Raw genomic sequence first — 25,477 nt, forward strand, 5'->3', positions numbered from 1 at the left:
ATGCAGCGAGTAAAACTTCATCTGGCCTATGACGGCACCGAATACAGCGGCTGGCAGATTCAAAAGAACACAGATCACACGATTCAGGAACACCTTGAAAGAGTTATCAGCCGTTATGATCCAGAATTCAAAAGAGTTTATGGTGCCTGTCGCACGGATGCCGGGGTTCATGCTTTAAATCAGATCGCCCATTTTGATATGTCTGTTGATATACCCGAGGATAATATAGCCACTGCTTTAAATGGTGATCTGCCCGAAGATATTGTCTGCTGGGATGCCGAAAAAGCTGCGGAAGATTTTCACAGCCGTTATGATGCCACAGGCAAAATTTATCGTTATCGAATAGATAATGGTAGTTTTCCGCATATTTATCATCACAGGTATTCCGCCTTTTTTTACGAAGATCTTGATCTTTTTTCCATGCAGAAAGCGGTCAGATATCTGCCAGGAAAAAAGGATTTCAGTTCATTTAGGGCCAAGGGATGTTCCAGTTCAACGCCGATCAGAGAAATTTTTTCCGCTGAAGTTTATCCTCAAAAAGATGAGGAAATATGGATAGAAGTCTCGGGTTCAGGTTTCTTATATAATATGGTCAGAATCATTGCCGGCACTCTGATAGAGATAGGCAGAGGGAAAATCTCCCCTGCTGAAATGGAGAAGATAATCGCGTCTAAGTCACGCGAAGCGGCTGGTTTTACCGCTCCTGCAGCCGGTCTTACCCTGGTAGAAATCTTTTATTAACCTGGATTAAGTGGATTTAGAATATAAATTTTAGAATTTCGCACAAAGGAGGTTATACCTATGTCAACTTACATGGCCAAACCGGATGAAGTTGAGCAGGACTGGTATATTGTTGATGCCGAGGGAAAAACTCTGGGCCGAATGGCTTCCAAAATTGCCCGGGTTCTAAAGGGCAAGCATAAACCCGAATATACTCCTCATGTTGATACGGGCGATTATGTGATAGTAGTAAATGCTGGTAAAGTAGAGCTTACCGGCGATAAATGGGAGCAGAAGAAGTTAATTCGTCATTCTCATCATCCCGGAGGAATGAAAAAAATACCCTATGAACAGCTCAGGGAGAGCAATCCGGAGATAATCATCGAAGAAGCAGTCGATGGCATGCTCCCTAATAATTCTCTCGGCCGCAGGATGATGAAGAAACTTAAGGTATACGAAGGTTCTGATCATCCTCACCAGGCGCAAAAACCTGAAAAACTCGAACTATGACATGTTCAATATTAAGAACGAAATCTGAACAGCTGATAACCAGTTAAAATTATATCAAAAAAATAATTCTGAAAAGTTAATGAGAGGAGGTAGTTTTAATGGCAGATGTTCAATATCAGGGCACCGGTAGGCGCAAAACTTCTACTGCCAGGGTGAGATTAATACCCGGCAGCGGCAATATAACAGTTAATGGTGATGATGTAGAGGATTATTTTCACCGCCTTTCACAGATAAAGGATCTGAAATCTCCTCTGGAACTGGTGGAACAATCCGGCAGTCTGGACGTGGAGGTTAATGTAAATGGAGGCGGAAAATCAGGTCAGGCCGGCGCTATCAGACATGGTATTGCCAGGGCTCTCCTGCAGGTTGACGAAGATTTTCGGGAACCTCTCAAAAAAGCCGGTTATCTGACAAGGGACCCCAGAATGAAAGAAAGAAAAAAATACGGCCTCAGAAAAGCCCGCAAAGCTCCTCAATTCTCCAAGAGATAAACCTCTATTTAAATTATTTAGAGCAAAACCCCTTCCTTCCCCTGGCTGGAAGAGGGGTTTTTTGTTTTATGAAGGGATCTTTGAAAGCTGCAGGAAGGAAAATGTCAGCAAGTTCAGTAATAATTAAATAGAGAGAAGGCAGGGAATGACAGCGATAAATTAATTGCAGGGAAGATGACTTTTTAACAAACTCATAATCTGCCATGATTTAGGAGGGGTTTTTATCAGATGAAAATAGCAGGTGGGCTCTTTCCTCATCCTCCGATTATAATACCGGAAGTTGGCGGCCAAAAGAGGTTTGAGGCTGAAAAAACAATCGATGCCACCAGAGATCTAGCCCGGGAGATGTCAGAAGCTGATCCTCAGTTAATAATCTTTTCGGGACCTCATGGTCAGGCTCGGGGCGAGGAAGTTACTGTGCTCCAAAAAGAAAGATTGAGCGGTGATTTCTCTCAGTTTAATACTCCCGAGGTCGAACTCTCGGTAGAGAGCCTTCCCGAAAAAATTTCCGAATTAAACGATACTGCCCGCTCTGAAGGCTGGTCTATCAGCTCACTCGACGATCCAGTTAGCGCTCAGCTTGATCATGGCGTGTTAGTTCCCCTTTATTTTCTGCGCGAGGCCGGCCTGAGCCAGGATATACCCTGGATAATAATAAATGTGGCTTTTTGGTCTCCGGAAAAGCTGTTTGGTTTTGGACAGTTCCTGAACGAATTTTTTGGAGATGAGGATGTTTTATTCGTATGCAGTGGCGATTTATCTCACAGGCTTAAGCCTGGAGCTCCGGGAGGATATGATCCCCACGGCGAAAAATTTGATCGAAAATTGATGGAACTGCTGGAGCAGGAAAGAATACATGATATAATAGATTTGGACAGTCAGCTCAGAGAGAAAGCCGGGGAATGCGGCTACAGGCCGCTTTTAATTGCGCTGGGATTCTGTCAGAACGAAAATTTGAATGTAGAGGTAAAATCTTACCAGGGTCCCTTCGGCGTGGGGTATGGTGTTGCTGGTTTTTATAATTAAAGGGAGGTCCTGATAATGGACGAACTGGATTTTTCACCGACCAGATTGGCCCGGAATGTTCTCGAGAATTATTTGGAACGCGGAAAAATACCCGAGTTGCCGGAGACAGAAATAAAGGCAGGAGCTTTTGTCACTTTAAAAAAAGCTGAACATGATGAACTCCGGGGTTGTATTGGTACGATCGAGCCTTCTACCGATCTGGTAACTAAAGAGATTGCCAAAAATGCTGTCAGTTCAGCCACTAATGATCCTCGTTTCCCTTCTGTTAGCAGGGAGGAACTAGACAATATAAAAATTTCTGTCGATATTCTCGGCAAGAAGGAACCCGTTAACGATGTTTCCAAACTCGATCCTGAAAGATATGGGGTCGTTGTTGAAAAGGGCCAGAAAAGAGGAGTGCTCCTGCCCGATTTAGAAGGGGTGGATACCGCCAGTCGACAGCTGGAAATAGCCTGCCGCAAAGCCGGGATAAGCCCCGGTGAGCTTGATGATATTCAGGCGAGCATCTATAGATTTCTCGTCAGAAGGTACGAGGAGGAATTTTAATGAACTCGGAGGTTGAAAGGGAAGCAGAACATTATAAATCGGTGAATGAAGATGAACTGATATGCGAGTTATGTCCTCATTCCTGTCGGTTAGCTTCTGGAGATAAAGGAATCTGCCGGGTGCGTGAAAATCAGAGCGGCAGACTTTATTCTCTCAATTACGGACAGGTCACTTCAGCTGCTATGGACCCGATAGAAAAAAAGCCCTTATATCATTTTCAACCCGGGACTTCGACTCTCTCGCTGGGCACCTGGGGCTGTAATTTAACCTGCAGTTTCTGCCAAAACTGGCGTATAAGTCAGGGAAATCCTACCGCAAGAAATTATTCTCCGGCTGGGATAGTCGAGCTGGCCCTGGACAAAAACAGTTCCACAATCTCTTTTACTTATTCGGAGCCGATTGTCTGGTACGAATTTATAGAAGATACTGCTCCTCTTGCAGATGAGCATGATCTGGATTTAATTCTTGTTACCAATGGGTTTATAAACCGCAGTCCATTGAAGAAGTTGATACCTCATATTTCTGCCTGCAATGTCGATCTCAAAGCGATGAATGCAGATTTTTACCGGCAAAATTGTGGCGGGGGAGATCCTGAACACGTTCGGCGGACAATCGAAGAATTATTTTCTGCAGGCATACATGTTGAGGTCACCTATCTTCTGATCCCCGGAGAAAATGACGATAGGGAGGAGCTTATCGAGCTCTGTGAATTTCTGCAGGAGCTCAATCCGGGTATCCCATTGCACATATCCCGCTATTTTCCCCGTCACCAGTTCAAAAGGCAAAAAACACCGGATGAAACTCTCAAGGGAAGTTATGAACTGGCCAGCTCGATGCTGGACCATGTTTATCTTGGGAATATTGATCTCCCGGATGTTCGCACAACCTTCTGTCCTGACTGTGGGGCTGAAGTTATTGATCGTTCCTATTATAATTTGAAAAATAAGCTCCAGGCGGGGAATTGTCCGGACTGCGGTGCTGAAATTTACGGTGTTTTTTAATTAATATTAAATTCACGGACGGGAAAAATAATCTCCACCAATAAATCAAAGAGGAGGAAGTTCAGTGGGATCATATTTTGGAACTGATGGAGTCAGGGGAGTGGCTAATGAGGATTTGACTCCCGAGCTGGCGTTAAAGCTGGGCAAAGCCGGGGGAGATCTGCTGCTGAAAAAAGCCGCCCCGGAAATCAGCCGGGAAGAGGCCCGGGTAATTGTGGGGAAGGACACCCGTATATCTGGAGATATGCTTTTTGGAGCTTTGATGGCAGGTCTGGCTGCTGTTGGAATCGACGTGGTGAATGCTGGAGTAGTTCCCACTCCGGCTGTAGCATTTATGACATCCAGGAGCAGGGCTTTGGGGGGGATAATGATTTCCGCCTCTCATAACCCTGTGGCCGATAATGGTATTAAATTTTTTGATGCGGAAGGCTTTAAACTCTCCGATGAGGAAGAAGATGAAATAGAGACTCTGCTGGAGGAGGAATTGGATAGAGCTGCTCCCGATCAGGTAGGCAGAAGGTTTGAGGCAGATGAAGCTTTGATTGACGACTATCTGGAGAGCTTAAAGGAGGCTGCTGGAATAGATCTCTCAGAACTTAATGCAGTTCTCGACTGCGCTCAGGGAGCGGCTCACAATCTGGGCCCCCGTGTTTTGAAAGAGCTGGGGGTGGGTTGCAAAGTGCTTAATGATGAGGGCAGGGGGGATTTGATCAATGTGAAATCCGGTTCTACTGACCCCGACCGTGTGAAAAAAAGTGTTGTCAATTCAAAAGCTGATCTGGGTATTGCTCTCGACGGTGATGCCGACAGGTGTCTTCTCATAGATGAAAATGGCAAAGAAGTTGATGGGGATCGGATTTTGAGCATCTGCGCACTCGATATGATTGAAAATGGCGGTTTGAACAAAAACAGGCTGGTCACAACTAAATACAGCAATCTCGGCCTGAGAGAGCTGCTTTCCCGGAAAGGTGCTTCGGTCGAATTTGCTGCCAGCGGCGATAAATATGTGCTGGAAAAAATGAAACGAGAAGATCTTAATCTGGGCGGAGAAAAATCCGGTCATATAATTTTTCTTGATCACAACACTACCGGTGATGGACTTCTTACCGCTTTAAAAGTAATGTCGGTAATGGTGCGCCAGAATATATCTCTGAGTGATCTGAGCAGCAGATTCTCACCCTGGCCACAAAAACTCATTAATATCAGGGTCTCCAGAAAGAACGAATGGTCAGACAATGAGGAGATCAACAGGGAAATTAGCAGGGCTGAAGAGGATTTAAGTGATGGCCGTGTTTTTGTCAGAGCCTCGGGCACAGAACCTCTGGTAAGGGTTATGCTGGAGAGCAGAGATGAAGAGAAAATCAAAAAATGGCAGGAGCGGCTGGAAGCAGTAATTTCCCGGGAATTAAATTAGGATATTCTTGTTATCAGTTGATAGATATCGTATAAGATCACTATCTTCCAGTACAACTAAATGAAGTTTTTGACACACCTATTTACCAACAGAAGACAAGAAGGTCCTTAAATTAATTGTTGTTTAGATATGAAAGTCTGGAGCAAAACAGGAGGTTAAACTGATGATAATAGGTCACGGGGTGGATATAGTTGAGATAGCCCGTGTTGAAAATATATTAAATCGCTTCCCTGACAGGTTTATGTCCAGGGTGTTTACCGAAGAAGAGAAAAAATACTGCCGTAATCAGGTGGTACCGGCTGAAAGTTTTTCAGCCCGCCTGGCCGCTAAAGAGGCAGTGTATAAAGCGCTATCTCCTGAGATTGATATTCTTTACTGGCAGGAAATAGAAGTTGTCTGCTTTCCCGAACAGATCGGCATACCTAAGCTGAAGCTGAGGGGAGAGACAGAAAACCTGGAAAAACGCCTGGGAATAAAAAACTGGCATTTAAGCCTGAGCCATGAAAGAGAGTACGCAGCAGCTTCAGTCATAGCTGAAGGAGGAGATTGATTAAATGATATTATTAACCGGCGAAGAGATGGCCAGGGCGGATAAAAAAGCAATCGATATGGGAATGCCCGAGTTGATTCTGATGGAGACAGCCGGACGATCGACGGCAGCAGGAACATATTCGCGATGGCAGGATAGAGCAGAAGAGGGAATTGTCGTCATTTCAGGAGGCGGTAATAATGGAGGCGATGGTCTGGTCGCCGCCCGATATTTCGATAGCTGGGGGCTGGATGTTAAAGTTATATTGCTAACTTCTCCTGAAAATCTGGAGGGAGTGAATAGAGAGAATTACCGCATGTGCAGGCTGCAGAATATCGAAATAATACCGGAAAACTCCGGGAAAATTGATGCAGCTGAGGATATGATCGCCGAAGCCGGTATAATAGTAGATGCCATGCTGGGTACGGGATTGAAGGGAGCCGTTAGAGGTAAAGCGGCCGAGATGGTGGAACTGGTAAATAAAGCCGGAGCTGCCAGAATAGCAGTTGATATTCCAACAGGAGTGGAAGCTGGCACCGGCAGGGCGCCGGGTGGGGCGGTAAAAGCTGATCTTACTGTCACCATGCAGGATGCCAAGGTCGGTCACCTGCTTTATCCCGGCCGCAGCTTCTGCGGTGAGCTGACAGTTTCCGATTTGGGTTTTCCCGATGAAGTCTACGATGAGATAGAACCTCAACATTTCCGGCTGGTTGATGAAGAGGTGAGCTCTTTACTGCCTCCCAGACCGGAAACAGGTCATAAAGGTACTTTCGGTGAAGTGCTGGTAGCTGCTGGATCCAGGAATATGCCGGGAGCAGCCCTTCTGACAGCTAAAGCTGCTCTGGCAGGTGGCGCTGGAGTGGTCAGGCTCGCCCTGCCGGAGGAGTCAGCTGCCGCTATAACATCTGCCGCTCCTGAAATTGTGCTGATACCTCTTGCAGGTGAAGAGGGTGAGCTTTCGAGCTCGAACTTAGAAAAATTAATCGGATACGCAGATAGCGCTGACGCTATGGCTCTAGGGCCGGGCCTGGGCAGCGGAGAGCCGGCGGCGGAACTGGTTAATGGACTTTTAAAAGAATTAGATCTGCCGCTGGTGCTCGATGCCGACGGGATAAACAATCTTTCCGAACTGGCCCTGGCTGCCGGATATTCCGGTGAGCTGATCATGACTCCTCATCCTGGTGAAATGGGCAGGCTTCTGGAAATGAGTCCTCAGCAGGTAGTTGAGAACAAACTGGATGTCGCCCGGGAATTTTCCCGTGAACAGGACTGTGAATTAATTTTGAAGGGAGCAGACACTCTTTCAGCTCTGACTGAAGGCGAGGTCTTTATAAATCCGACCGGTAATCAGGGTATGGCTACTGCCGGGAGCGGCGACGTACTGACAGGCCTGACTGCCGGCCTTCTTGCACAAACCCAGAATTCCGAAATTTCCGCCTGCCTGGCTCCTTATCTTCACGGCAGGGCTGGTGATATGGCTTTAGAAGAAAAAGGCAGCTATTCTCTTACTGCCGGTGATATACTCGATCGATTGGGAGCAGCTTTTTCCTCTGTAAGCAAAAATGCTGTTCGTCAGGAGGATAAAAGAGAATGATACTCTCCGATAAAACCCTCAAAGAGATGATAGATAAAGATGTTTTGCAGATTGAACCCCTTACTGAGGGGCAGCTGCAGCCGGCTTCAGTCGATCTGCGGCTGGGGAAAAATTTTCTTAAGATAGATGAGAATATGATGGAAGCGATGTCGCTCAAAGAAAAACCGGATTACACTGAGATGAACCGTTCGGAGATAGTAATTCCTCCCCATTCTTTTTTGCTGGCCAGCACACGGGAAAAAATTTCTCTTCCCGATGATCTGACCGCTTTTGTGGAAGGTCGCAGTTCAATTGGCAGAATGGGCCTTTTTATTCAGAATGCCGGCTGGGTGGATCCCGGTTTTTCCGGCCAGCTGACGCTTGAACTTTTCAATGCCAACAGGCTGCCGATAAAACTTTATGCGGGCAGGCGAATCTGCCAGCTGGTTTTTTCGAGAATGGACCAAAAGGCCGAGTCTCCTTACTGCGGCAAATACCAAAATCAACAGCGGGCAGTCGGCAGTCTGGCATGCCAGGACAGCGAGATAGCCTCCGGATCCGCTGATTGAGGAAAAGATAAAAGTTTCAAAATTTGTTTTAGCAATATGTTTGCACCCGGCTCGAGATTTATGTTATACTTCCCACTGTGGCAAATATTTCAGTCGGTTCTGTAAAACCAGCAGCGGATAAAAGTGAGGTGTATAATATGGTCAAAATTATCATTTCAGAGTTCGATCACAATATCGGTCCTGGAGATATTGTGGGAGCTTTTATAAATGAATGCGGTATAGATAGCGAGGATATAGGAAAGATAAATATTAACGATCATCAGGCCACAGTCGAGCTGGCTGAGGAAGTGGCAGCTCAGGTGGTCAAGAACATGGATGGCAATCAGATCGGGGGAGGAAAGGTTTGTGTAGACCCTGCCTCGCCTGAAGAAATTCTCTCTCCGGATCTGGTTCAGTATATCAAGAAATTCACCGGATTGGTCGAATTGGAGAGAGAAGAAGAGATGAAGCAGCATGAACTCGAGATCAAACATCTTTCTGCCCGGGAAAGGGAGAAAAAAGGAAGGGCTATCCTTCATCTGAAGGGCAGAGATGAAGGGACTGCTTTAGGACAGCGTTCGCTGGTAAAATTTATGCGTCAGCGGCCAGGAGAGAAATTGCCTGAAACTGAAATCACTGTTGGAGATCTGGTCATGCTGAGCAAGAAAGATCCTCTCGCAGATGACAATCCTACCGGTACTGTTGCTGAGATGACCAATTATTCTTTAACAGTAGTATTTGATGAAAAACCTCAGGGCTTTGTATATGGCAAAAGTTTGAGAATGGACCTTTATGTCAATGATATAACCTATCAGAGGATGCTCGATGCTGTAGAAAGTCTGGAAAAAGTGGACGGGGCTGCTAAAAGACTGCGCGATATTATGATTTTAAATCGTCGTCCGGCCCATACTCTTTCGCAGGCGGTGGAAGTTGAGAGCTGGTTTGACGATGAGCTAGATTCCTCCCAGAAGGAGGCCGTCAACAGTGCACTTTCCAGCCGCGATTATCATTTGATTCAGGGCCCGCCCGGCACCGGGAAGACTATGACTGCCATAGAAATAATTCAGCAGGCTGCCCGCAGAGGCGAAAAAGTGCTGGCCACTGCTGACTCCAATGTGGCAGTCGACAATCTGGTTGAAAGGCTGGCCGATACTCCCACGGAAGCCATCCGGATCGGTCATCCGGTGAGAGTTTCTCCTCTTCTGAGAGATCATACCCTTGACTATCGAGTGCAGGAGCATGAGGACTATCAGCAGGCACAGGAACTGAGAAGAAAAGCCGAGAATATAAAGCACAAGCAGGATGATTTGATTCATCCCAGCGGCCGGTATAGACGTGGCATGAGCAACGAGCAGATCAAGGATCTGGCTCAAAAAGGCCGGGGGTCGAGAGGTGTTTCTCCTGAAAAAATCAAGCAGATGGCCAGATGGCTCGAGCTTCAGGAGGAGATAGATGAGATATATGATGAGATAAATCGACTGGAAGATAAAGCAGTCGATGAGCTAATAGATTCAGCTGATGTGATATGTGTAACCAATTCAACTGCAGGTTCAGAGTTGATGGAAGACAGGAGGTTCGATCTGGTAACTGTAGATGAAGCCACTCAGGCTACTGAACCCGCCACTCTAATTCCTCTGCTCAAAGGTGAGAGGGTGATTTTGATAGGCGATCATAAACAGCTGCCGCCCACCGTTAAAAATCAGCAGGCCTCAGAACAGGGGCTTTCCAAATCCTTATTCGAGAGAGTTATTGAAGAGCAGGGCCGTGATTTCTGGTCTCTTCTCAAAGTTCAATACCGCATGCATGATAAAATCATGGAATTCTCCAGCAATAAATTTTATAACTGCAAGCTGGAAAGTGATGAGCAGGTAGCTGATCATACCCTGGCTGATCTGGGGGCAGAGCCCGATGAAACTTCAGGAATTCTCGATGAAGCGTTTATGGCGAATTATCCGGTGGTATTTCTCGATACCGCTGATATGGAATCTTACGAAAAAAACCGGGCAGATTCACCCTCTTATTTCAACCCGGTGGAAGCAGAAATGATCACCGATCTGGCCAGCCAGGCTATGAGTCTGGGTCTGGAGGCGGAAAATATAGGTGTTATTTCTCCATATAAAGATCAGGTCGATGAAATAGATAATCACAATTTGCCCGAGGAGCTGGAGAGAAAGACAGTTGACGGATTTCAGGGCAGAGAAAAAGAATTGATTCTTCTATCCCTGGTGCGCAGCAATAAAAGAGGTAATATCGGCTTTTTGCGCGATCTGCGCAGGCTGAATGTTTCCATCACCAGAGCCCGCCGCAAGCTCATAATTGTTGGTGATAGTTCCACTGTGGGAACCCATGAGCTTTATGCGGAGTTAATCGATTATATCAGAAAAAGCGGACTATACTATCGCCTGTAGATCTTTGCCGAGATAATAAGCCAGGCCTGCCATTAACAGGTATTATTTGCAATAATCCCCGGGCAGATTCCGTTCAGCCCGGGATTATTGACATTTTTATTTTTCTGTAATATACTTTATTGTGTGGTGTGTTTTATCATCATGCAGCTGCTGCCGGAGAAGATCCTCAGAGTTAAAATCATTAAGCCCGACACGAGTAGACAGAAAAAATTAATTTGGAGGGGAAAACATGGATGACTTTCTGAGGAATAAAAGTAATTTATCCGAGGAAGAAAGGCGGCATATTGCCCGGAGGATGATAGAAGGCTATAAGAAGATGGGGCCGCTAAACCGTGAACTGGCTTCCCGAAATGCCAACAATTTAGATCAGCTATCGGATTGATATCCAATATTTACTGCTAAAGCTTTTAATTCTTAGTTTTTGAGGCAGCGAGGTGATATAAAAGTGGGGAAAAAGGAATGGTGTCGGGTTAAGCTTCCCAGCAACCTGCTGCAGGAGATGGAGGGCTATGTTACATCTGGAGAAGAGAGCGATATTGACGAGTTTTTCTGTCAGGCCCTCAAAATGTACCTGGCTCATCTAAAGAAAGATGAAATAAAACGAAAACTAAAGTCCGGTTATAAAGAGATGAGCGAGTTGAACGAACAGCTGGCCGATGAGGGCCTACCCTCTTCCTGCCGGACAATCACATTTTATGAAGAAAAATTATCGGAGTGTGAATAATGGAAATATTAAGAGGTGATGTTTTCTATGCCAATCTGAACCCGGTGGTGGGTTCAGAGCAGGGCGGCACCCGCCCTGTTCTGATCATTCAAAATGATATCGGGAACAGGTACAGTCCCACAGTAATAGTGGCAGCTATAACCTCGCGCATCAAAAAGGGCAAGCTGCCCACCCATGTAGAAATTGGGGCCGAAGACAGCGAGCTGGACCGGGATTCGGTAATACTTCTTGAGCAGATTAGAACTCTGGACAAAAAGAGGCTTGAGCGGAGAATAACTCATCTGAGCTCTGACATAATTGAAGAGGTTAATCGATCTCTGGAAATCAGTCTGGGACTTATAGAGCTTTAATCCTACATACATAACTTTTGACTCCCCCTCTTTTATTTAAGGGGGATTATTTTATTCAGTCCGGGAAGGGTGGTGAAAAGCATCTGCCAGGTCGTGAATTTTTTGGCAGGATGCAGATAATGATCAAGTTTACTACTATATCCCGGCAGGAAACGGAGAGAGCCGGGAAAAAACTGGGTGAATGCCTTGGTGAGAAATTTAGAAAAGAAGAACTGCTTGAGGGCATGACCATATTATTAAAAGGTGAGCTGGGTGCCGGTAAAACAACTTACATCAGAGGAGTAATAAGGGCTGTTATACCGGGAGAGAGGGTTACCTCTCCCAGCTACACCCTCATAAATGAGTATACTTCCAGTCTCCTCAGTTTTGTGCATGCCGATTTGTACAGGCTTCAACAGCAGGAAGAAGCCGAGCATATCGGGCTCTTTGAATACCCGCACCGCCGCAGTGTACTGCTGGTGGAGTGGCCAGAGCGAATTTCAATAGATTGGGGAAATTATCTGGAGATTGAAATTAACAGGGGAAGACAGGAAAGAAAACGCATTCTGAAGATAAGAGCTGCAGGAAAAAGAGAAAAAAATCTGCTGGAGGAGTTGAACGGAATATATGAATGTGGCCGGGATTGATACTGCGAGCGATATCCTCGGTCTGGGATTCTGCCGGGATAATAAAATTATGGGAGAGATTAATATCAGACTCGACCAGAGTCATAATCAAAGGCTTCTGCCTCTTTTTGATGTCTTAATGGGAGAGGTTGGATGCCGTCTTTCCGATCTGGATGGCATAGCTGTTGTGACAGGTCCGGGCTCTTTTACCGGGCTGAGAATATCACTCAGCACAGTTAAAGCTTTCAGCATCTCTCAAGATCTATCACTTTTGGAGGTTTCAAGCCTGGAGCTTTTAATAGCAGACAGACTCAATCAGCCTGGTTTCTGGCTGCCTGCTTATGATGCCCGTGGAGACAGAATTTATACTGCTATATTTTCCGGCGGAAAAGAGCTGACCGATAAGAAAGCAAGAGTTCTGGAAGATCAGGCTGTAGCTCTGGCAGAACTGCCCGAGTTATTAAAAGAAGAACTGCCTGAGAAATTCAGGCTGACAATCACCGGGCCGGCTGTGAACAGATATATTGAGCAATTCAGAGAGGTAAAGGCAAATTTACCAGGAGAGATTGTGCTCGATAAAAGATATACCGCCCGTCCTGCTGGAGGGAGGCTGGCCCGATTGGGTGTTGATTTTTTGGAAAAAAACATGAGAATAGTCGGACCGGATGAGCTCCAACCCCGGTATTTAAAGAAACCTCAGGCCGAAATAGATCACGAGAAAAACTGATAGAGGTGCCATGATATGGCCGTAAATTATGGGCGAGATTTCGATAAAAATAACTTTGAATTCAGGCCAATGATGCCGAAGGATGTTGAGAGGGTCGGCTGTCTGGAGCGAAAAGTGTTTACCCGCCCCTGGCCTGAAAGAGCTTTTTTAAACGACATACTTTCAGACAGGCCGGTCTTTTATCGGGTTTGTTATGGGGAAGGCGGTCTTATTGGGTATCTGGGGGCTCATATAGAAGATGAAAAAATGCACATTGTTAATATGGCCGTTGAACCGTCCTGGCAGAGATGTGGAATAGGCGGCGAGCTTTTAAAAAGGGCTCTGGATTTTGCCCAAAAAAACTCAATTGCGGAAATATATCTGGAGGTTAGAAGGTCAAATCAAGCGGCCATAAGCCTTTATAAAAAATACGGTTTTGAAGAGGATTCTATCCGCCGCAATTATTATGTACGCAGCGGAGAGGACGCTATAATAATGGTGAAGGGAATGACAGATAATGAATGATTATATCGAGATGAGCGAAAAATACAACCGAAGAAAAAGCTTTAAAGAGCGAGCTGAAGCGAACAGGGAGAAGAGATTATCTGAGAATGAAGCGGAATTTATTCTGGCTTTAGAGACCTCCTGTGATGAAACTTCAGCAGCAGTTATCACCTCCCGGGATGGTCGGCCAGAAATTATTTCTCACGAGGTTGCCTCACAGATAGAAGCTCACCAAAAATTTGGTGGAGTTGTTCCGGAAATAGCTTCGCGCAGGCATCTGGAGCTGATCAGGCCGATGATTGATTCGACACTCGAGCAGGCAGGGGTTGATTCAACACAGCTCACAGCGACAGCAGCTACCAGAGGGCCGGGACTGGTCGGAGCTCTGCTGGTCGGTTTTGCCGCCGGGAAAGCACTGGCTTATGCTGAGAAAATTCCTTTTTTGGGTGTAAATCATATTGCCGGCCATATATTCGCCAATTTTTTGGTTCATGAAGATATTGAATTGCCCTTTCTATGTTTGACAGTCTCTGGCGGACACACTGATCTTATTTATTTTTCCAGAATGATCGAATACGAGATTTTGGGCAGGACCAGGGATGACGCCGCGGGGGAAGCTTTCGACAAAATTTCCCGGCGTCTGGAACTGGGTTATCCCGGCGGTCCAGCCATCGAGAAAAAGGCCCGGGAGGGAAATCCAAACGCGGTGGAACTGCCCCGGGCGTTGAGCGAAAGCGAGACTTATGATTTTAGTTTTAGCGGGCTCAAAACCGCAGTGATCAATTATATTCACAATCAGCAGCAGAAAGGCAATGAAATTGACACCGCTGATCTGTCAGCATCTTTTCAAAGGGCTGTGATTGAAAGCCTTTTGCCCCAGGTTGAAAGAGCCATTAAAAATTTTGAACCTGAAGCTTTGCTGCTTGCCGGAGGAGTGTCGGCCAATTCACTGCTGCGCAGTCGATTTGAAAGCCTGACCGAGAAACATGAACTCTCTCTTTATCTGCCACCTCTGGATTTGTGCACCGATAATGCCGCCATGATCGGGGCAGCAGCCTATTATCAGCTTGCTGCCGGCCATTCACATGATCTGGGGCTGGATGTACGGGCTAACCTATCGCTTTAAAAACCTGTCAGCAGTTGCGGGAGGAATTTAAAATATGAAGCAGGGCCTATACCTGGAATTTCTTTATCGCAGTGTTCAGGAGCAAAATATTCTGCCCCTGACTTCTAACTGCCCTCTTGACTGTTATTTTTGCAGCCACAAATTTCAACCTTCCGAAGTTAAAACTCTTTCTCCGGGCCATATTGATAGGGATAGAATATTAGATCTCAGCGAATTTTTGGATGGTTCTCATCGGATAATCATAGGCGAATCTGCTTCCCGCATCGAAGAAGGAGAGCCTTTCTGTCATCCTGGCTGGCGGGAAGTGATTGCCCACCTAAGAAGTAAATTCCCCAAAACACCTATCAACATAACAACTTCGGGTGTGCTTTTGAAAAGAGAAGATATAGAATATCTGGCCCGAATGCGCCCTCTCAAACTTTGTATTTCTCTCAATTTTATTTCCTCTGATTTGAGAGCTGATTATTTAAGGGATGGAGGATTTCGCAGTATCGAAGCTGTTTTACATGATTTAAACCAAATTAATCTCCCCTGCACGGGAAGCCTGGTCGCTCTGCCCAAACTGGCGGGCTGGAAAGAACTTAAAAGATCTCTGGAAATCATGGATAGAACTTCCTGTATCCAGCATGTGAGAATTTTCCGTCCTGGTTATACGAGCAGGATTAAAAGTGATAAAGCTGAAAAGCTGGATTTTAAACCCGAGTCGTTCATGAAGAAACTGGAAAGCTGGCGTGGGGAGTTTACAACTCCTATAATTTTTGAACCCCGGCCGGTCTATGATCTTCAGGCCAGAATTGTCGGGGTGAAATTTGACAGCCCTGCGGCCACAATCGGCCTCAAAAGAGGAGATATTATTGAATCGGTAGCCGAAAACCAACCATTTTCACGGGTTGAGGCCTTTTCATTATTGAAGAATCATCTGCGCCGGCAGGAAACTTTTGAGCTTGAAATCAAAAGGAACGTTCACGGCGAAAATGAAATTCTGCAGAAAAAGGTAAAACCCGGAGAAGTAAATCCCGATTCATTTCAATATGAAGAAGTAGGGCCGGGGGTGATAATGGCCCGTGATATATCTCCGGCCTATTTTTGCGAAATAAAAAGATATTCCCGTGAAAACAGTCTGCATCTGCTGATAACTGCTCCGGCTGCCAAAACCCGCATAAGACTGCTGAAAAATAAGTTAAATGAGGAAACAGGAGAGAGTACAGATTACAAAATGATGACGGTCAGGCCGCAATTTTTTGGAGGAAATATTGAGGCTGCTGGGCTGCTTGTTATTAGCGATGTCTTGAAAAATAAGGAAAAAATTTGTCGGTTTTCTCCTGATTCTATATTTTTATCTGACAGCATGTTTGATCACCGGGGGGAAGATCTGCTGGGGGAACATCGCGGAGAACTGGAGAGAAGACTCCCGGCCCCGGTTTACTTCATATGATCTTAAATAAGCATTTGAAAGTTTGTGGGCGAATAGTCGAGTAATATGGAGTAATTGGCATACAAACACTTTTGATAACTAATAATCTCTATAATTAACCCTTGATTTATATTAATAACTCCATTATTATATAAAATGGATTTGTTAGCACTCGATCTGGATGAGTGCTAATAAAAGCTAGAGTAGTCAAGTGTGCCAGTAATTGCTGGTAGCAATAAAATATTAAAGGGGGTATATGCTAATGAGATTGAGACCGTTAAGCGATCGAGTTGCAGTAAAATATGAAGAACCAGAAGAAGAGACCACCGAAAGCGGCATCGTTCTGCCCGACACAGCTAAAGAAGAGAAGCCGCAGCAGGGTCAGGTAGTTGCCAAAGGAGAGGGATGCGACGCCGAGGATACACCTACAGTAGAGATCGGCGATACAGTTGTATTCGACAAATTCGCTGGAACCGAAGTTAATGTTGACGACGCAGAATACGTTATTTTGAGTCTGGAAGACGTACTGGCAGTAATTGAATAAAAAAATTTAAGGAGGGATACATATGGCCAAGGAATTAAAGTTCGGTGAAGAAGCAAGAAGAGCTCTGGAAGATGGAGTGGATACTCTGGCCAGTTCGATAAAAATTACTCTGGGTCCAAAAGGTAGAAACGTAGTACTCGAGGAGAGCTTCGGTTCTCCTTCTATCACAAATGATGGAGTCAGCATAGCCCGGGAGATCGAGGTTGAAGATAATTTTGAGAACATGGGCGTGCAAACTGTAAAAGAGGTAGCCACTAAAACAAACGATGCAGCTGGAGACGGTACTACAACAGCCACCGTTCTGGCAGAAGCAATCTTTAAAGAAGGACTGAAAAATGTGGCTGCTGGTGCCAATCCCATGCAGCTCAAAGATGGCATAGATAAAGCAGTTGACTGCATCATAGAAGAGATAGGCAGAATCAGCGAGCCTGTTGAAGGTCGTGAAGCTGTATCTCAGATAGCAGCAATTTCGGCCGATGACGAAGAAGTTGGAGAGCTTATAGCTGGTGCCATGGAAAAAGTTGGCCAGGACGGAGTAATTTCCGTTGAAGAGTCTAAGAGCATGGGGACCTCGATGGATGTAGTAGAAGGAATGCAGTTCGATCGGGGCTATCTCTCCCCTTACATGGTCTCTGACACTGAAACCATGGAAGCTTCCATGGAAGATCCCTACATTCTCATCACCGATGAAGAAATTTCCAGCATTCAGGATATCCTGCCGCTGCTCGAAAACGTAGCTCAATCCGGCAGAGAACTGCTGATCATAGCCGATGATGTCGAAGGGGAAGCTCTGGCCACACTGGTTGTAAACAAAATTCGGGGCACATTTGATTGCGTAGCAGTAAAAGCTCCTGGATTTGGCGATCGTAGAAAGTCCATGCTGGAAGATATTGCTGTGCTCACCGGTGGACAGCTTATCACTGAAGATCTCGGCCTAAAGCTCGAAAACGCCGATATCAGTATGCTGGGTGAAGCCAACAAAGTAACTGTCACCGAAGACGATACCACCATCGTCGAAGGCAAGGGTGACAAGGATGAAATTAAGAACAGAATCAATACAATCAGAAAGCAAATCGAAGCATCTGATTCTGACTTTGATAGAGAAAAACTGGAAGAGCGTCTGGCCAAGCTGGCAGGCGGCGTAGCCGTAATAAATGTTGGTGCCGCTACTGAGACCGAACTGAAAGAGAAAAAGCACCGCATTGAAGATGCTCTCTCCGCTACCAGAGCTGCTGTTGAAGAAGGGCTTGTACCGGGCGGAGGCGCAACATTCCTGCATGCTCTGCCTGCTCTTGAAGAGCTCGAATTCGATAATGAAGATGAAGAGACAGGTGCGGAGATCGTCAGAAAAGCTCTGGAATCTCCGGCGTATCATATCTCCGATAATGCCGGATTCGAAGGATCCATCATAGTCGAAAGGTTGAAGGAGAAAGAAGAAGGCGTAGGCTTTGATGTTATGAGCGGTGAGTTCACCGATATGATCTCCGCTGGTATCATTGATCCTGCCAAAGTAACCCGTTCTGCCCTGCAGAATGCTGGCAGTGCAGTCGGAATGCTGCTTACCACCGAATGCCTTGTCGCCGACAAGGCCGACGAAGATGATGATAACGGCGGTGCTCCTGGTGGAGCCCCCGGCGGCGGTATGCCCGGCGGCATGGGCGGAGGCATGGGCGGCATGATGTAAAGCCGCTCATCTTTACCTCCCGACGGTTTTCAGTCGGGAAGAAAAATCAAGAAATGAATTCAGAGGCGTCCCTTCTTCCGTCTGGAGAAGGGACGCCTCTTTTGCTTATTTAGGGGTAGTATGGTATAATTTTATACTGGAGTATATTAAACCGGCTGGAATAGAAAGGGGAAAATATGGAACGGGATAAACTGGCAGTCATAAATTTTGGGGGACAATATGTGAGGTTGATCGCCCGGAAAATCAGGGAGCTTGGTGTTTACTGCGAAATCGTCGATCCTGAAAATGCATATGATTTATGTTCTTCTCAACGGGTTAAGGGAATTATTCTTTCAGGAGGGCCGGACAGCGTACAGGAAGAGGGCGCTCCGGTTTTGGATCAAAGCTTCTTTGATCTTGGGAAGCCCGTTCTGGGAATTTGTTATGGTATGCAGTTGATGGCTGAAATCCTGCCGGGCGGCAGGATTGAAGATGGCTCTCTTTCAGAATATGGGCGTGCTGAAGTTAAAATTATAGATACAGACGTTTTATTTGAGGATATATTTGAGCGGGGAGAAGTTTTTACGGCCTGGATGAGTCATGGTGACAGTGTGGTTAAAGAACCTGAAGACTTTGAGATTCTGGCTGAAACAGCTAGTGTGCCGATCGTAGCCATGGCTGACCGCCAGAAAAATCTTTATGGTGTGCAATTTCATCCCGAAGTCACCCATACGGAAAGAGGCAGCGATATTCTCGCCAATTTTATTTTTGATATATGTGGTCTGGAAGAAAACTGGCAGATCAGCGATATCGTTCAGGATAGAGTGGAGCAGATAAAATCTGTTTTAGATGATGATGCTAATGTTCTAATCGGGCTTTCAGGCGGAGTTGATTCTTCGGTAGCAGCTGCCCTGATTCAGGAGGCGGTCGGTGACAGACTTACCGGCATATTTATAGATCATGGGCTGCTGCGTCAGGGAGAAGCTGAACAGGTTAAAAAGAGTTTTTCTCAGGTTTTTGAGTTTCCCATAAAATTCATCGATGCTTCACAAAGATTTCTCGGACAGCTGGAGGGAGTAAGCGATCCTGAAGAAAAAAGAAATATTATTGGGCGTGAATTCATCAAAGTTTTCGAGCAGGAGGCGGAGGATTTAGAGAATGTCACTCATCTGGCCCAGGGCACTATTTATTCCGATGTAATTGAGAGCGGACTCGACCAGAATGCAGCTCTCATAAAATCCCATCATAATGTGGGTGGACTGCCGGAACGCATGGAGCTCAACCTGCTGGAACCGCTGCGCGAATTTTTTAAGGATGAAGTGAGAAGGATAGGGGAAGAACTGGGGCTGCCGGAGGATGTTGTCTGGCGTCAGCCTTTTCCGGGACCAGGTCTGGCTATAAGGGTTATTGGTGAGGTTACCAGAGAAAAACTGGCTCTTCTCCGTAAGGCTGATTACATCTTTAGAGAGGAATTGCAAAATTCCGGAATCTCGGATAAGGTATGGCAGTCTTTTGCAGTACTTCCTGACATGAAATCGGTAGGAGTTATGGGAGATACCCGCACTTATGGTTATCCCATTATTCTGAGGGCTGTGGACAGTGAAGAAGCTATGACGGCCGACTGGGTTAAAATTCCGCACGAGCTGCTGGACAAAATAGCGGGCAGAATCGTCAACGAAATGGAACAGATAAACAGGGTGGTATATGATGTGAGTTCAAAGCCTCCCGCCACGATCGAGTGGGAATAAAAGAAAGGAGATAAAAATATGGTTGACGAAATAGAGGGTGAGCTTACCGAACAACTTTTTCGAGCCGTCCTTTATCTGGAAGATGAGGAGGAGTGCTACAAATTTTTCCGGGACATAGCTACCGTAGGTGAGATAGAGTCGCTTTCTCAGCGGCTGGAAGTGGCCAGACTGCTGCAGAAGGGAGCGACCTACGAAAAGATTGTGGAAAAGACAGGAGTGAGCACTGCCACTATCAGCAGGGTTAAAAGAGCTCTGGAATACGGAACAGGCGGTTACAATCTTATACTGGATAGGTTGGATCTGGAGTGAGGAGTATATATTATGCAACTTAAATGCCCGTCTCATCACGGACGGGCTCGTTTTAATTGCATTATAAATTCTTCAGAAATTATCAGATCTCAGGAGGTTAATAATGGCTGAAAAATACGACGTTGTCATAGTTGGATCGGGACCGACAGGAATATTTACGGCTCTGGAACTGGTAGAACAGGAAACTGACTGTGAAATATTGATTGTGGAAAAAGGAAAGGACATTGACAGCCGCAGCTGTCCCATGAAAGAAAAACCGGGCAGCGGAGAAGGATGTTTTGAATGCGTTTCCTGTGCTGTGGTTTCCGGCTGGGGAGGAGCTGGAGCTTACAGCGATGGCAAACTCTCCCTATCCTCCGATGTGGGCGGAAACCTGGAAGAATATATCGGTCAGGAGAAGTTGGAATCTCTAATAGATTATGCTGATGATAAATATTTAAAATTTGGGGCCCCGGACAGAATTTTTGGGATAAGTGAGAAAAAAGAAGAGGAGTTTAAAGATAAGGCAGCCCGGGCCGGACTGAAATTTATACCCGCCCGACTGCGTCACCTGGGAACAGGTTACAGCAAAGAAGTTTTGAGAGAGATGCGAGATTATCTGCTGGATAGAGGAGTTGAAATCAGGTTTCAAACCAGAGTCACCGAGATTTTGACCGGAGAAAATGAAGAGAGGGCTGCCGGAGTCAGACTGGAAAGCGGTGATGAGATCAAAGCAGATTTTGTGACGGTGGCCCCCGGAAGAGAAAATGCTACCTGGCTGGCACAGGAGATAGATAAACTCGAGCTCAATACTTCTTTAAATCCTGTTGATATAGGAGTTCGGGTGGAAACCCCGGCTTCGATAGCTCGTCCCCTTACCGATGAACTGTATGAATCAAAGCTCATCTATCATACTCCCACTTTTGATGACAGGGTGCGCACTTTTTGCATGTGTCCGGGAGGCGAAGTCGTGAGCGAGAACAATCGAGGGCTTATAACGGTAAACGGCCATACTCATTCGGATATCGAGACTGATAATTCCAATTTTGCTCTGCTGGTCAGCAAAACCTTCACAGAACCATTTAAAGAACCTCATACTTACGGCCGGGCCATAGCCAAGCTGGCGAATCTTCTGGGAGCCGGTGTGCTTGTTCAAAGGCTGGGAGATCTTCTCGAGGGGAGAAGATCGACAAAAGAACGCATTTCTAGAAGTATAGTAGATCCGACTCTGAAAGAAGCCACAGCAGGAGATCTCAGTTTGGTATTTCCTCATCGACATCTCACAGGCTTAAAAGAGATGCTGAAAGCTCTGGACGATTTAGCTCCCGGGATTTATTCCAAGGACACCCTGTTGTACGGGGTTGAGGCTAAATTTTATTCCTCGCGCCTGGAAGTGTCTCCGGAGCTGGAAACGCATGTAGAAAACTTATTTGCCGGAGGAGATGGAGCAGGAATTACAAGAGGTCTCATGCAGGCATCGGTGGCGGGGTTGATCATTGCTCGTGAAATAAGCAGGCGAGGATGAAAAGAGAGATTTTGATATTCAAAATAAAAAAATGGTCTGGCTACCGGGATTTGAACCCGGGACCTCTTGCTCCCGAAGCAAGCGCGCTACCAAACTGCGCCATAGCCAGATACCACTAGTATTTTATCATCCGCGGCAGACTATTGCAAGAGCAGCGTCCATTAAGCTTGACAGATGAAAGCGGCTGTGTTATTTTCTTTATTAAAATGATTCGGCAAAGTGAAAAAAATAATTTTTGCTCATAAGTTAAGTTGAGCTGGAGGTATTCTGAATGAAAGATAGCCTGAAATCTATAGAAAGAAAATTACCCGAGGGGATGAGATTTTACCTGCCCGAGCAGGCTGAAGTTATAACCAGCCTGGCTAAAAAAGGCAGGGAAGTATTGAAAAATTGGGGATATCAATCTATTTTTGTTCCTGCCATGCTGCCCTACGATACCGTTTCAAAGGGATTGAGCGATGAAAATGTACGGCAGTATTACAAGCTGGTGGATTATCGAGGAGAAATTCTTGTCCTGAGGCCGGAAATGACAGCTGCTATTGCAGAAAGGCTGGTGGGCGAGGGGAAATGCGAAGAATTTCCCGGGCGATATCAGTATTTTGCTCCGGTCTATCGCCATGAAACTATACAGAGCGGCAAAAAAAGAGAGATTTATCAGCTGGGAGCCGAATTTTTGGGGGCTAATAAGTTTGCCGATGTTGAAATCTTAATGCTGGCCCAGAAGGTGTTGCTAAACTGTGAGGTCGACAATTATCGGCTGGAGATCGGCCATATAGGATTTCTGGATCAGCTTTTGAACGAGCTGGATATATCTCCGAAGAAATCGGCAGAGATCAGCGGCGCTCTAGCCAGGAGAGATCTTGTTAGTTACCGTCAGGCCTGCAGGCAGCTAAACTCCGATGCAGCGGACAGACTCATGAAGCTGCTGGATCTTAGAGGAGGCTGTAAGGTTTTAAATGCAGCCGAGGAATTGATGCCGGTACGCGAATGCACTTCCGTACAGCAGCTTCGCAAAATCCATCGCGGTCTGAAAAATCTCGGTTTGATCGAAAAAGTCTCGTATGATCTGGCTCTGACCAGAAACCTGGATTATTATTCGGGAATGGTCTTTGAAATCATGAGCCCCGATCTCGGTTATAACATCTGCGGCGGAGGCAGATATGACAGATTAATAAAAAGTCTGGGGGGCGAAAAAATACCTGCCCGCGGTTTTGCTATGGGAATTGAGAGATTGAGGCTGGTCAAAGAAAAACTGTGTTTAACCGATAATGACAGGCAGGAAAAAATTCTGCTCAGATGTCAGGATCTTTCCTCGCTTAAAACTTCTGTGAATATCGCAGAAGATTTGCAGGAACTCGGTTATGCTGTGATTTTAGAAAACAGCGAGAAATTGGTCGGAGAAGCAGCTCAGAAAAAATGCAAGATGATTATCGAGGTGGATAATAGTTCTGAGAAGCCTTTCAACTGCTGGAAAAGTTCTTTTGATCGAGAGAAGAGGGCCGAATCTGGTTCTGCGGAGAATTCGCGCAAATTCTCGCGGGCAGAGGTGATTGAATATGTCGATGGAATCTCTTAAAATAGCCATTCCCAAAGGAAGACTTTATGATGAAGTGGTAAAAGCCTGTCTCAATACGGATCTGCTGGATGATTCGCAGAATATCTCGAAGCTCTCACGCGAGCTGGTCCAGGAGGTTTCCGGAACCGGTAATTTATTTTTGCTGGCCAAACCGGCCGATGTACCGGCTTACGTAGAACACGGTGCTGCCGATATCGGTTTTACAGGCAAAGATGTCATAGCCGAAAAGGAAAGACGTCTCTATGAACTGCTCGATCTGGAAATAGGAACCTGTGATCTTGTGGTGGCGGTGCCGAACGATATGGACGTAAATACATTAGAAGATATAAAGGATAACACCAGGGTGGCAACTTCCTACCCCGGCATCGCTGAAAAATTCTTCCGGGATAAGAACATCAAAGCTGAAATCATCGAATTAAATGGCTCAGTGGAATTGGCGCCTCAGGTCGACCTGGCCGATATAATAGTTGATATAACTTCCACTGGAACCACTCTGCGCAAAAATGATCTTTCACCGATAGCTGAAATACTTTCTTCTTCAGTGCGGCTTGTCGTCAATGAAGCCAGTTACCGGACCAAGGCCACAGCAATAGATAGATTATCACGGCAGCTGGAGAAATATCTGAAAAAAACGGGTGATAATTGATTATGAAAAAACTGAGATATCCACAGGATGAAGGAGAAATCAGAAATTATCTTGAGGAGCGCAAATTTAACTTCGATACTGGACTAAATAAAAAAGTGAGCGATATAATAGATCAGGTGCAGACCGGTGGTGATAAGGCTCTTTTCTCTCTCACTCGAAAATATGATGGGGCTGAACTGGAGAGTTTGAGGGTTTCTGCTGATGAGCTTGAAGGCGAGGAGGAAATTTCGGAAAAGCTGAAAAAGTCTCTGGAGCGAGCCTATCAAAGACTCCAAAAGTATTATGCCCTGCAGGGAAGAGCTGGATGGATACATCCCGAACTTTCCGGCCGTGTAGGCGAGGAAATAACACCGCTCAAAAGAGCGGGATTGTATATACCCGGCGGCAAAGCTGCCTATCCCAGTTCGGTTATGATGACAGCCGTGCCGGCCAGTATAGCTGGGGTCGATAAGCTGGTAGCAGTCACCCCTCCTGATCAGGAGGGAAATATAAATCCGGTCACAGCTAAAGCTTTATCCATGTGTGGGGTCGATGAAGTTTATAGAATTGGCGGAGCTCAGGCAGTTGCCGCACTGGCCCTGGGGACTGAAACAATAAATCCGGTGGATAAAATTGTCGGTCCGGGCAATAAATTTGTAACCATGGCCAAAAAACTTCTTTATGGCTTTGTCGATATTGATATGCTGGCCGGTCCCAGCGAAGTTTTGATTATAGCAGATGAGGCCAGCAGAGCTGAGTTTATAGCCGCCGATATGCTGGCCCAGGCTGAACATGACGAAGAGGCAAGAACTGCTGTTATCTCGTCTTCTGCGGATGTTTTTGCCGCCGTAGAAGAAGAACTAGAAGATCAGCTGGCAGAAATCTCCACGGCTTCCCGGGCTAGAGCTGCGCTGGATGATTACGGTATGTTTATAGAAGTTGAAAATCTTGATCAGGCGGTTGAATTGTCCAATGATTACGCCCCCGAACACCTGGAAATTCAGACTGAAAATCCCCATGCGCTGCTGGGGTCTATAGAGCAGGCAGGTTCGATATTTCTGGGGAGCTGGACTCCTGAAGCAGCTGGAGATTATATTGCCGGCCCCAACCATGTCCTTCCTACTTCTGGATCAGCCCGCTTTTTTTCTCCGCTGGGAGTTAATGATTTTATTAAAAGCAGCGGTAGAGTTTCATTTTCCCGCTCGGAGCTCGAGGAGATAGGAGAAGATGTGATCAGAATTGCTGACGCTGAAGGTCTGCCCGCTCATGCCCGTTCTGTTTCGCTCAGACTTATGGGAGGTGAATAGAGCTCA

General features: G+C 46.1%; 27 protein-coding genes and 1 tRNA gene. 27 read left to right on the plus strand and 1 reads right to left on the minus strand.

The window, feature by feature from the left end:
* From truA to BLT15_RS06765, 24 genes are all read left to right on the plus strand, one after another.
* The gene (truA, locus tag BLT15_RS06655) at positions 1-741 is read left to right on the plus strand and encodes a tRNA pseudouridine(38-40) synthase TruA (RefSeq protein ID WP_089759967.1); all 741 of its coding nucleotides are present in this window, start codon (positions 1-3) and stop codon (positions 739-741) included.
* A gap of 60 nt (positions 742-801) precedes the next feature.
* A complete protein-coding gene (gene rplM / locus BLT15_RS06660) occupies positions 802-1,230 on the plus strand; it encodes a 50S ribosomal protein L13 (protein ID WP_089759969.1) in 429 nt (142 codons plus the stop codon).
* A 98-nt stretch (positions 1,231-1,328) separates the two neighbouring features.
* Entirely contained in the window at positions 1,329-1,721 is a 393-nt protein-coding gene (rpsI, locus tag BLT15_RS06665) for a 30S ribosomal protein S9 (protein WP_089759971.1), read from the plus strand.
* A gap of 228 nt (positions 1,722-1,949) precedes the next feature.
* Positions 1,950-2,747 (plus strand): class III extradiol dioxygenase subunit B-like domain-containing protein, encoded by a 798-nt coding sequence (locus BLT15_RS06670; RefSeq protein WP_089759973.1) that lies wholly within the window; start codon positions 1,950-1,952, stop codon positions 2,745-2,747.
* Between the two features lie 15 nt (positions 2,748-2,762).
* Positions 2,763-3,293 (plus strand): AmmeMemoRadiSam system protein A, encoded by a 531-nt coding sequence (amrA, locus tag BLT15_RS06675; RefSeq protein ID WP_089759975.1) that lies wholly within the window; start codon positions 2,763-2,765, stop codon positions 3,291-3,293.
* Positions 3,293-4,294, plus strand: a complete 1,002-nt coding sequence (gene amrS, locus BLT15_RS06680) for an AmmeMemoRadiSam system radical SAM enzyme (RefSeq protein WP_089759978.1) — start codon at positions 3,293-3,295, stop codon at positions 4,292-4,294. Before amrA ends, amrS begins: the two co-directional genes overlap by 1 nt.
* A gap of 64 nt (positions 4,295-4,358) precedes the next feature.
* Positions 4,359-5,708 carry a phosphoglucosamine mutase gene (glmM, locus tag BLT15_RS06685; RefSeq protein ID WP_089759980.1) on the plus strand — a complete coding sequence of 450 codons (1,350 nt, stop codon included), beginning with the start codon at positions 4,359-4,361 and terminating at the stop codon, positions 5,706-5,708.
* Positions 5,709-5,871: 163 nt separating this feature from the next.
* Positions 5,872-6,258, plus strand: a complete 387-nt coding sequence (acpS, locus tag BLT15_RS06690) for a holo-ACP synthase (protein ID WP_089759983.1) — start codon at positions 5,872-5,874, stop codon at positions 6,256-6,258.
* A 4-nt stretch (positions 6,259-6,262) separates the two neighbouring features.
* On the plus strand, positions 6,263-7,831 hold the full coding sequence (locus BLT15_RS06695; protein WP_089759985.1) for an NAD(P)H-hydrate dehydratase: 1,569 nt from the start codon (positions 6,263-6,265) through the stop codon (positions 7,829-7,831).
* Entirely contained in the window at positions 7,828-8,379 is a 552-nt protein-coding gene (dcd, locus tag BLT15_RS06700; protein ID WP_089759987.1) for a dCTP deaminase, read from the plus strand. Before BLT15_RS06695 ends, dcd begins: the two co-directional genes overlap by 4 nt.
* A gap of 137 nt (positions 8,380-8,516) precedes the next feature.
* Positions 8,517-10,766 (plus strand): IGHMBP2 family helicase, encoded by a 2,250-nt coding sequence (locus BLT15_RS06705; RefSeq protein ID WP_089759990.1) that lies wholly within the window; start codon positions 8,517-8,519, stop codon positions 10,764-10,766.
* Positions 10,767-10,995: 229 nt separating this feature from the next.
* Positions 10,996-11,148 (plus strand): hypothetical protein, encoded by a 153-nt coding sequence (locus BLT15_RS13430; protein ID WP_200769713.1) that lies wholly within the window; start codon positions 10,996-10,998, stop codon positions 11,146-11,148.
* A gap of 63 nt (positions 11,149-11,211) precedes the next feature.
* On the plus strand, positions 11,212-11,490 hold the full coding sequence (locus BLT15_RS06710; RefSeq protein WP_089759992.1) for a hypothetical protein: 279 nt from the start codon (positions 11,212-11,214) through the stop codon (positions 11,488-11,490).
* Positions 11,490-11,840, plus strand: coding sequence for a type II toxin-antitoxin system PemK/MazF family toxin (locus BLT15_RS06715; protein WP_089759995.1), 351 nt, complete (start codon positions 11,490-11,492; stop codon positions 11,838-11,840). Before BLT15_RS06710 ends, BLT15_RS06715 begins: the two co-directional genes overlap by 1 nt.
* Positions 11,841-11,959: 119 nt before the next feature.
* A complete protein-coding gene (tsaE, locus tag BLT15_RS06720; RefSeq protein WP_159429846.1) occupies positions 11,960-12,466 on the plus strand; it encodes a tRNA (adenosine(37)-N6)-threonylcarbamoyltransferase complex ATPase subunit type 1 TsaE in 507 nt (168 codons plus the stop codon).
* The gene (gene tsaB / locus BLT15_RS06725; protein WP_159429847.1) at positions 12,453-13,172 is read left to right on the plus strand and encodes a tRNA (adenosine(37)-N6)-threonylcarbamoyltransferase complex dimerization subunit type 1 TsaB; all 720 of its coding nucleotides are present in this window, start codon (positions 12,453-12,455) and stop codon (positions 13,170-13,172) included. Before tsaE ends, tsaB begins: the two co-directional genes overlap by 14 nt.
* 15 nt (positions 13,173-13,187) lie before the next feature.
* Positions 13,188-13,676, plus strand: coding sequence for a ribosomal protein S18-alanine N-acetyltransferase (gene rimI / locus BLT15_RS06730; RefSeq protein WP_089760001.1), 489 nt, complete (start codon positions 13,188-13,190; stop codon positions 13,674-13,676).
* Complete coding sequence (gene tsaD / locus BLT15_RS06735) at positions 13,669-14,781, plus strand: tRNA (adenosine(37)-N6)-threonylcarbamoyltransferase complex transferase subunit TsaD (protein WP_234985531.1); 1,113 nt, start codon at positions 13,669-13,671, stop codon at positions 14,779-14,781. Before rimI ends, tsaD begins: the two co-directional genes overlap by 8 nt.
* Before the next feature lie 34 nt (positions 14,782-14,815).
* Positions 14,816-16,216, plus strand: a complete 1,401-nt coding sequence (locus BLT15_RS06740) for a DUF512 domain-containing protein (protein ID WP_089760003.1) — start codon at positions 14,816-14,818, stop codon at positions 16,214-16,216.
* 241 nt (positions 16,217-16,457) lie between these two features.
* Positions 16,458-16,739, plus strand: a complete 282-nt coding sequence (locus BLT15_RS06745; RefSeq protein WP_089760006.1) for a co-chaperone GroES — start codon at positions 16,458-16,460, stop codon at positions 16,737-16,739.
* Between the two features lie 22 nt (positions 16,740-16,761).
* Positions 16,762-18,423 (plus strand): chaperonin GroEL, encoded by a 1,662-nt coding sequence (groL, locus tag BLT15_RS06750; RefSeq protein WP_089760008.1) that lies wholly within the window; start codon positions 16,762-16,764, stop codon positions 18,421-18,423.
* Between the two features lie 176 nt (positions 18,424-18,599).
* Positions 18,600-20,150 carry a glutamine-hydrolyzing GMP synthase gene (gene guaA, locus BLT15_RS06755; RefSeq protein WP_089760011.1) on the plus strand — a complete coding sequence of 517 codons (1,551 nt, stop codon included), beginning with the start codon at positions 18,600-18,602 and terminating at the stop codon, positions 20,148-20,150.
* Between the two features lie 18 nt (positions 20,151-20,168).
* Positions 20,169-20,459, plus strand: coding sequence for a YerC/YecD family TrpR-related protein (locus BLT15_RS06760; protein ID WP_089760014.1), 291 nt, complete (start codon positions 20,169-20,171; stop codon positions 20,457-20,459).
* Positions 20,460-20,562: 103 nt separating this feature from the next.
* Positions 20,563-21,963 carry an NAD(P)/FAD-dependent oxidoreductase gene (locus BLT15_RS06765; protein ID WP_089760016.1) on the plus strand — a complete coding sequence of 467 codons (1,401 nt, stop codon included), beginning with the start codon at positions 20,563-20,565 and terminating at the stop codon, positions 21,961-21,963.
* Between the two features lie 32 nt (positions 21,964-21,995).
* On the opposite strand, the gene BLT15_RS06770 is transcribed toward BLT15_RS06765, so the two are convergent.
* Positions 21,996-22,072, minus strand: a tRNA-Pro gene (locus BLT15_RS06770).
* Between the two features lie 162 nt (positions 22,073-22,234).
* On the opposite strand from BLT15_RS06770, the gene BLT15_RS06775 reads away from it, so the two are divergent.
* The 3 genes from BLT15_RS06775 to hisD are packed head-to-tail and all read left to right on the plus strand — an operon-like array spanning position 22,235 to position 25,471.
* The gene (locus BLT15_RS06775; RefSeq protein ID WP_089760018.1) at positions 22,235-23,539 is read left to right on the plus strand and encodes an ATP phosphoribosyltransferase regulatory subunit; all 1,305 of its coding nucleotides are present in this window, start codon (positions 22,235-22,237) and stop codon (positions 23,537-23,539) included.
* Entirely contained in the window at positions 23,526-24,185 is a 660-nt protein-coding gene (gene hisG, locus BLT15_RS06780; protein ID WP_089760020.1) for an ATP phosphoribosyltransferase, read from the plus strand. Before BLT15_RS06775 ends, hisG begins: the two co-directional genes overlap by 14 nt.
* A gap of 2 nt (positions 24,186-24,187) precedes the next feature.
* Complete coding sequence (gene hisD / locus BLT15_RS06785) at positions 24,188-25,471, plus strand: histidinol dehydrogenase (protein WP_089760022.1); 1,284 nt, start codon at positions 24,188-24,190, stop codon at positions 25,469-25,471.
* Positions 25,472-25,477 lie beyond the last annotated feature (6 nt).

The organism is Halarsenatibacter silvermanii (assembly GCF_900103135.1).
In the GTDB taxonomy this organism is placed as follows: domain Bacteria; phylum Bacillota; class Halanaerobiia; order Halanaerobiales; family Halarsenatibacteraceae; genus Halarsenatibacter; species Halarsenatibacter silvermanii.

Coding starts and splice junctions, on each gene's coding strand:
- truA (WP_089759967.1), top strand. CDS start 1: ATGCAGCGAGTAAAACTTCATCTGGCCTATGACGGCACCGAATACAGC.
- rplM (WP_089759969.1), top strand. CDS start 802: ATGTCAACTTACATGGCCAAACCGGATGAAGTTGAGCAGGACTGGTAT.
- rpsI (WP_089759971.1), top strand. CDS start 1,329: ATGGCAGATGTTCAATATCAGGGCACCGGTAGGCGCAAAACTTCTACT.
- BLT15_RS06670 (WP_089759973.1), top strand. CDS start 1,950: ATGAAAATAGCAGGTGGGCTCTTTCCTCATCCTCCGATTATAATACCG.
- amrA (WP_089759975.1), top strand. CDS start 2,763: ATGGACGAACTGGATTTTTCACCGACCAGATTGGCCCGGAATGTTCTC.
- amrS (WP_089759978.1), top strand. CDS start 3,293: ATGAACTCGGAGGTTGAAAGGGAAGCAGAACATTATAAATCGGTGAAT.
- acpS (WP_089759983.1), top strand. CDS start 5,872: ATGATAATAGGTCACGGGGTGGATATAGTTGAGATAGCCCGTGTTGAA.
- BLT15_RS06695 (WP_089759985.1), top strand. CDS start 6,263: ATGATATTATTAACCGGCGAAGAGATGGCCAGGGCGGATAAAAAAGCA.
- dcd (WP_089759987.1), top strand. CDS start 7,828: ATGATACTCTCCGATAAAACCCTCAAAGAGATGATAGATAAAGATGTT.
- BLT15_RS06705 (WP_089759990.1), top strand. CDS start 8,517: ATGGTCAAAATTATCATTTCAGAGTTCGATCACAATATCGGTCCTGGA.
- BLT15_RS13430 (WP_200769713.1), top strand. CDS start 10,996: ATGGATGACTTTCTGAGGAATAAAAGTAATTTATCCGAGGAAGAAAGG.
- BLT15_RS06715 (WP_089759995.1), top strand. CDS start 11,490: ATGGAAATATTAAGAGGTGATGTTTTCTATGCCAATCTGAACCCGGTG.
- tsaE (WP_159429846.1), top strand. CDS start 11,960: ATGATCAAGTTTACTACTATATCCCGGCAGGAAACGGAGAGAGCCGGG.
- rimI (WP_089760001.1), top strand. CDS start 13,188: ATGGCCGTAAATTATGGGCGAGATTTCGATAAAAATAACTTTGAATTC.
- tsaD (WP_234985531.1), top strand. CDS start 13,669: ATGAATGATTATATCGAGATGAGCGAAAAATACAACCGAAGAAAAAGC.
- BLT15_RS06740 (WP_089760003.1), top strand. CDS start 14,816: ATGAAGCAGGGCCTATACCTGGAATTTCTTTATCGCAGTGTTCAGGAG.
- BLT15_RS06745 (WP_089760006.1), top strand. CDS start 16,458: ATGAGATTGAGACCGTTAAGCGATCGAGTTGCAGTAAAATATGAAGAA.
- groL (WP_089760008.1), top strand. CDS start 16,762: ATGGCCAAGGAATTAAAGTTCGGTGAAGAAGCAAGAAGAGCTCTGGAA.
- guaA (WP_089760011.1), top strand. CDS start 18,600: ATGGAACGGGATAAACTGGCAGTCATAAATTTTGGGGGACAATATGTG.
- BLT15_RS06760 (WP_089760014.1), top strand. CDS start 20,169: ATGGTTGACGAAATAGAGGGTGAGCTTACCGAACAACTTTTTCGAGCC.
- BLT15_RS06765 (WP_089760016.1), top strand. CDS start 20,563: ATGGCTGAAAAATACGACGTTGTCATAGTTGGATCGGGACCGACAGGA.
- BLT15_RS06775 (WP_089760018.1), top strand. CDS start 22,235: ATGAAAGATAGCCTGAAATCTATAGAAAGAAAATTACCCGAGGGGATG.
- hisG (WP_089760020.1), top strand. CDS start 23,526: ATGGAATCTCTTAAAATAGCCATTCCCAAAGGAAGACTTTATGATGAA.
- hisD (WP_089760022.1), top strand. CDS start 24,188: ATGAAAAAACTGAGATATCCACAGGATGAAGGAGAAATCAGAAATTAT.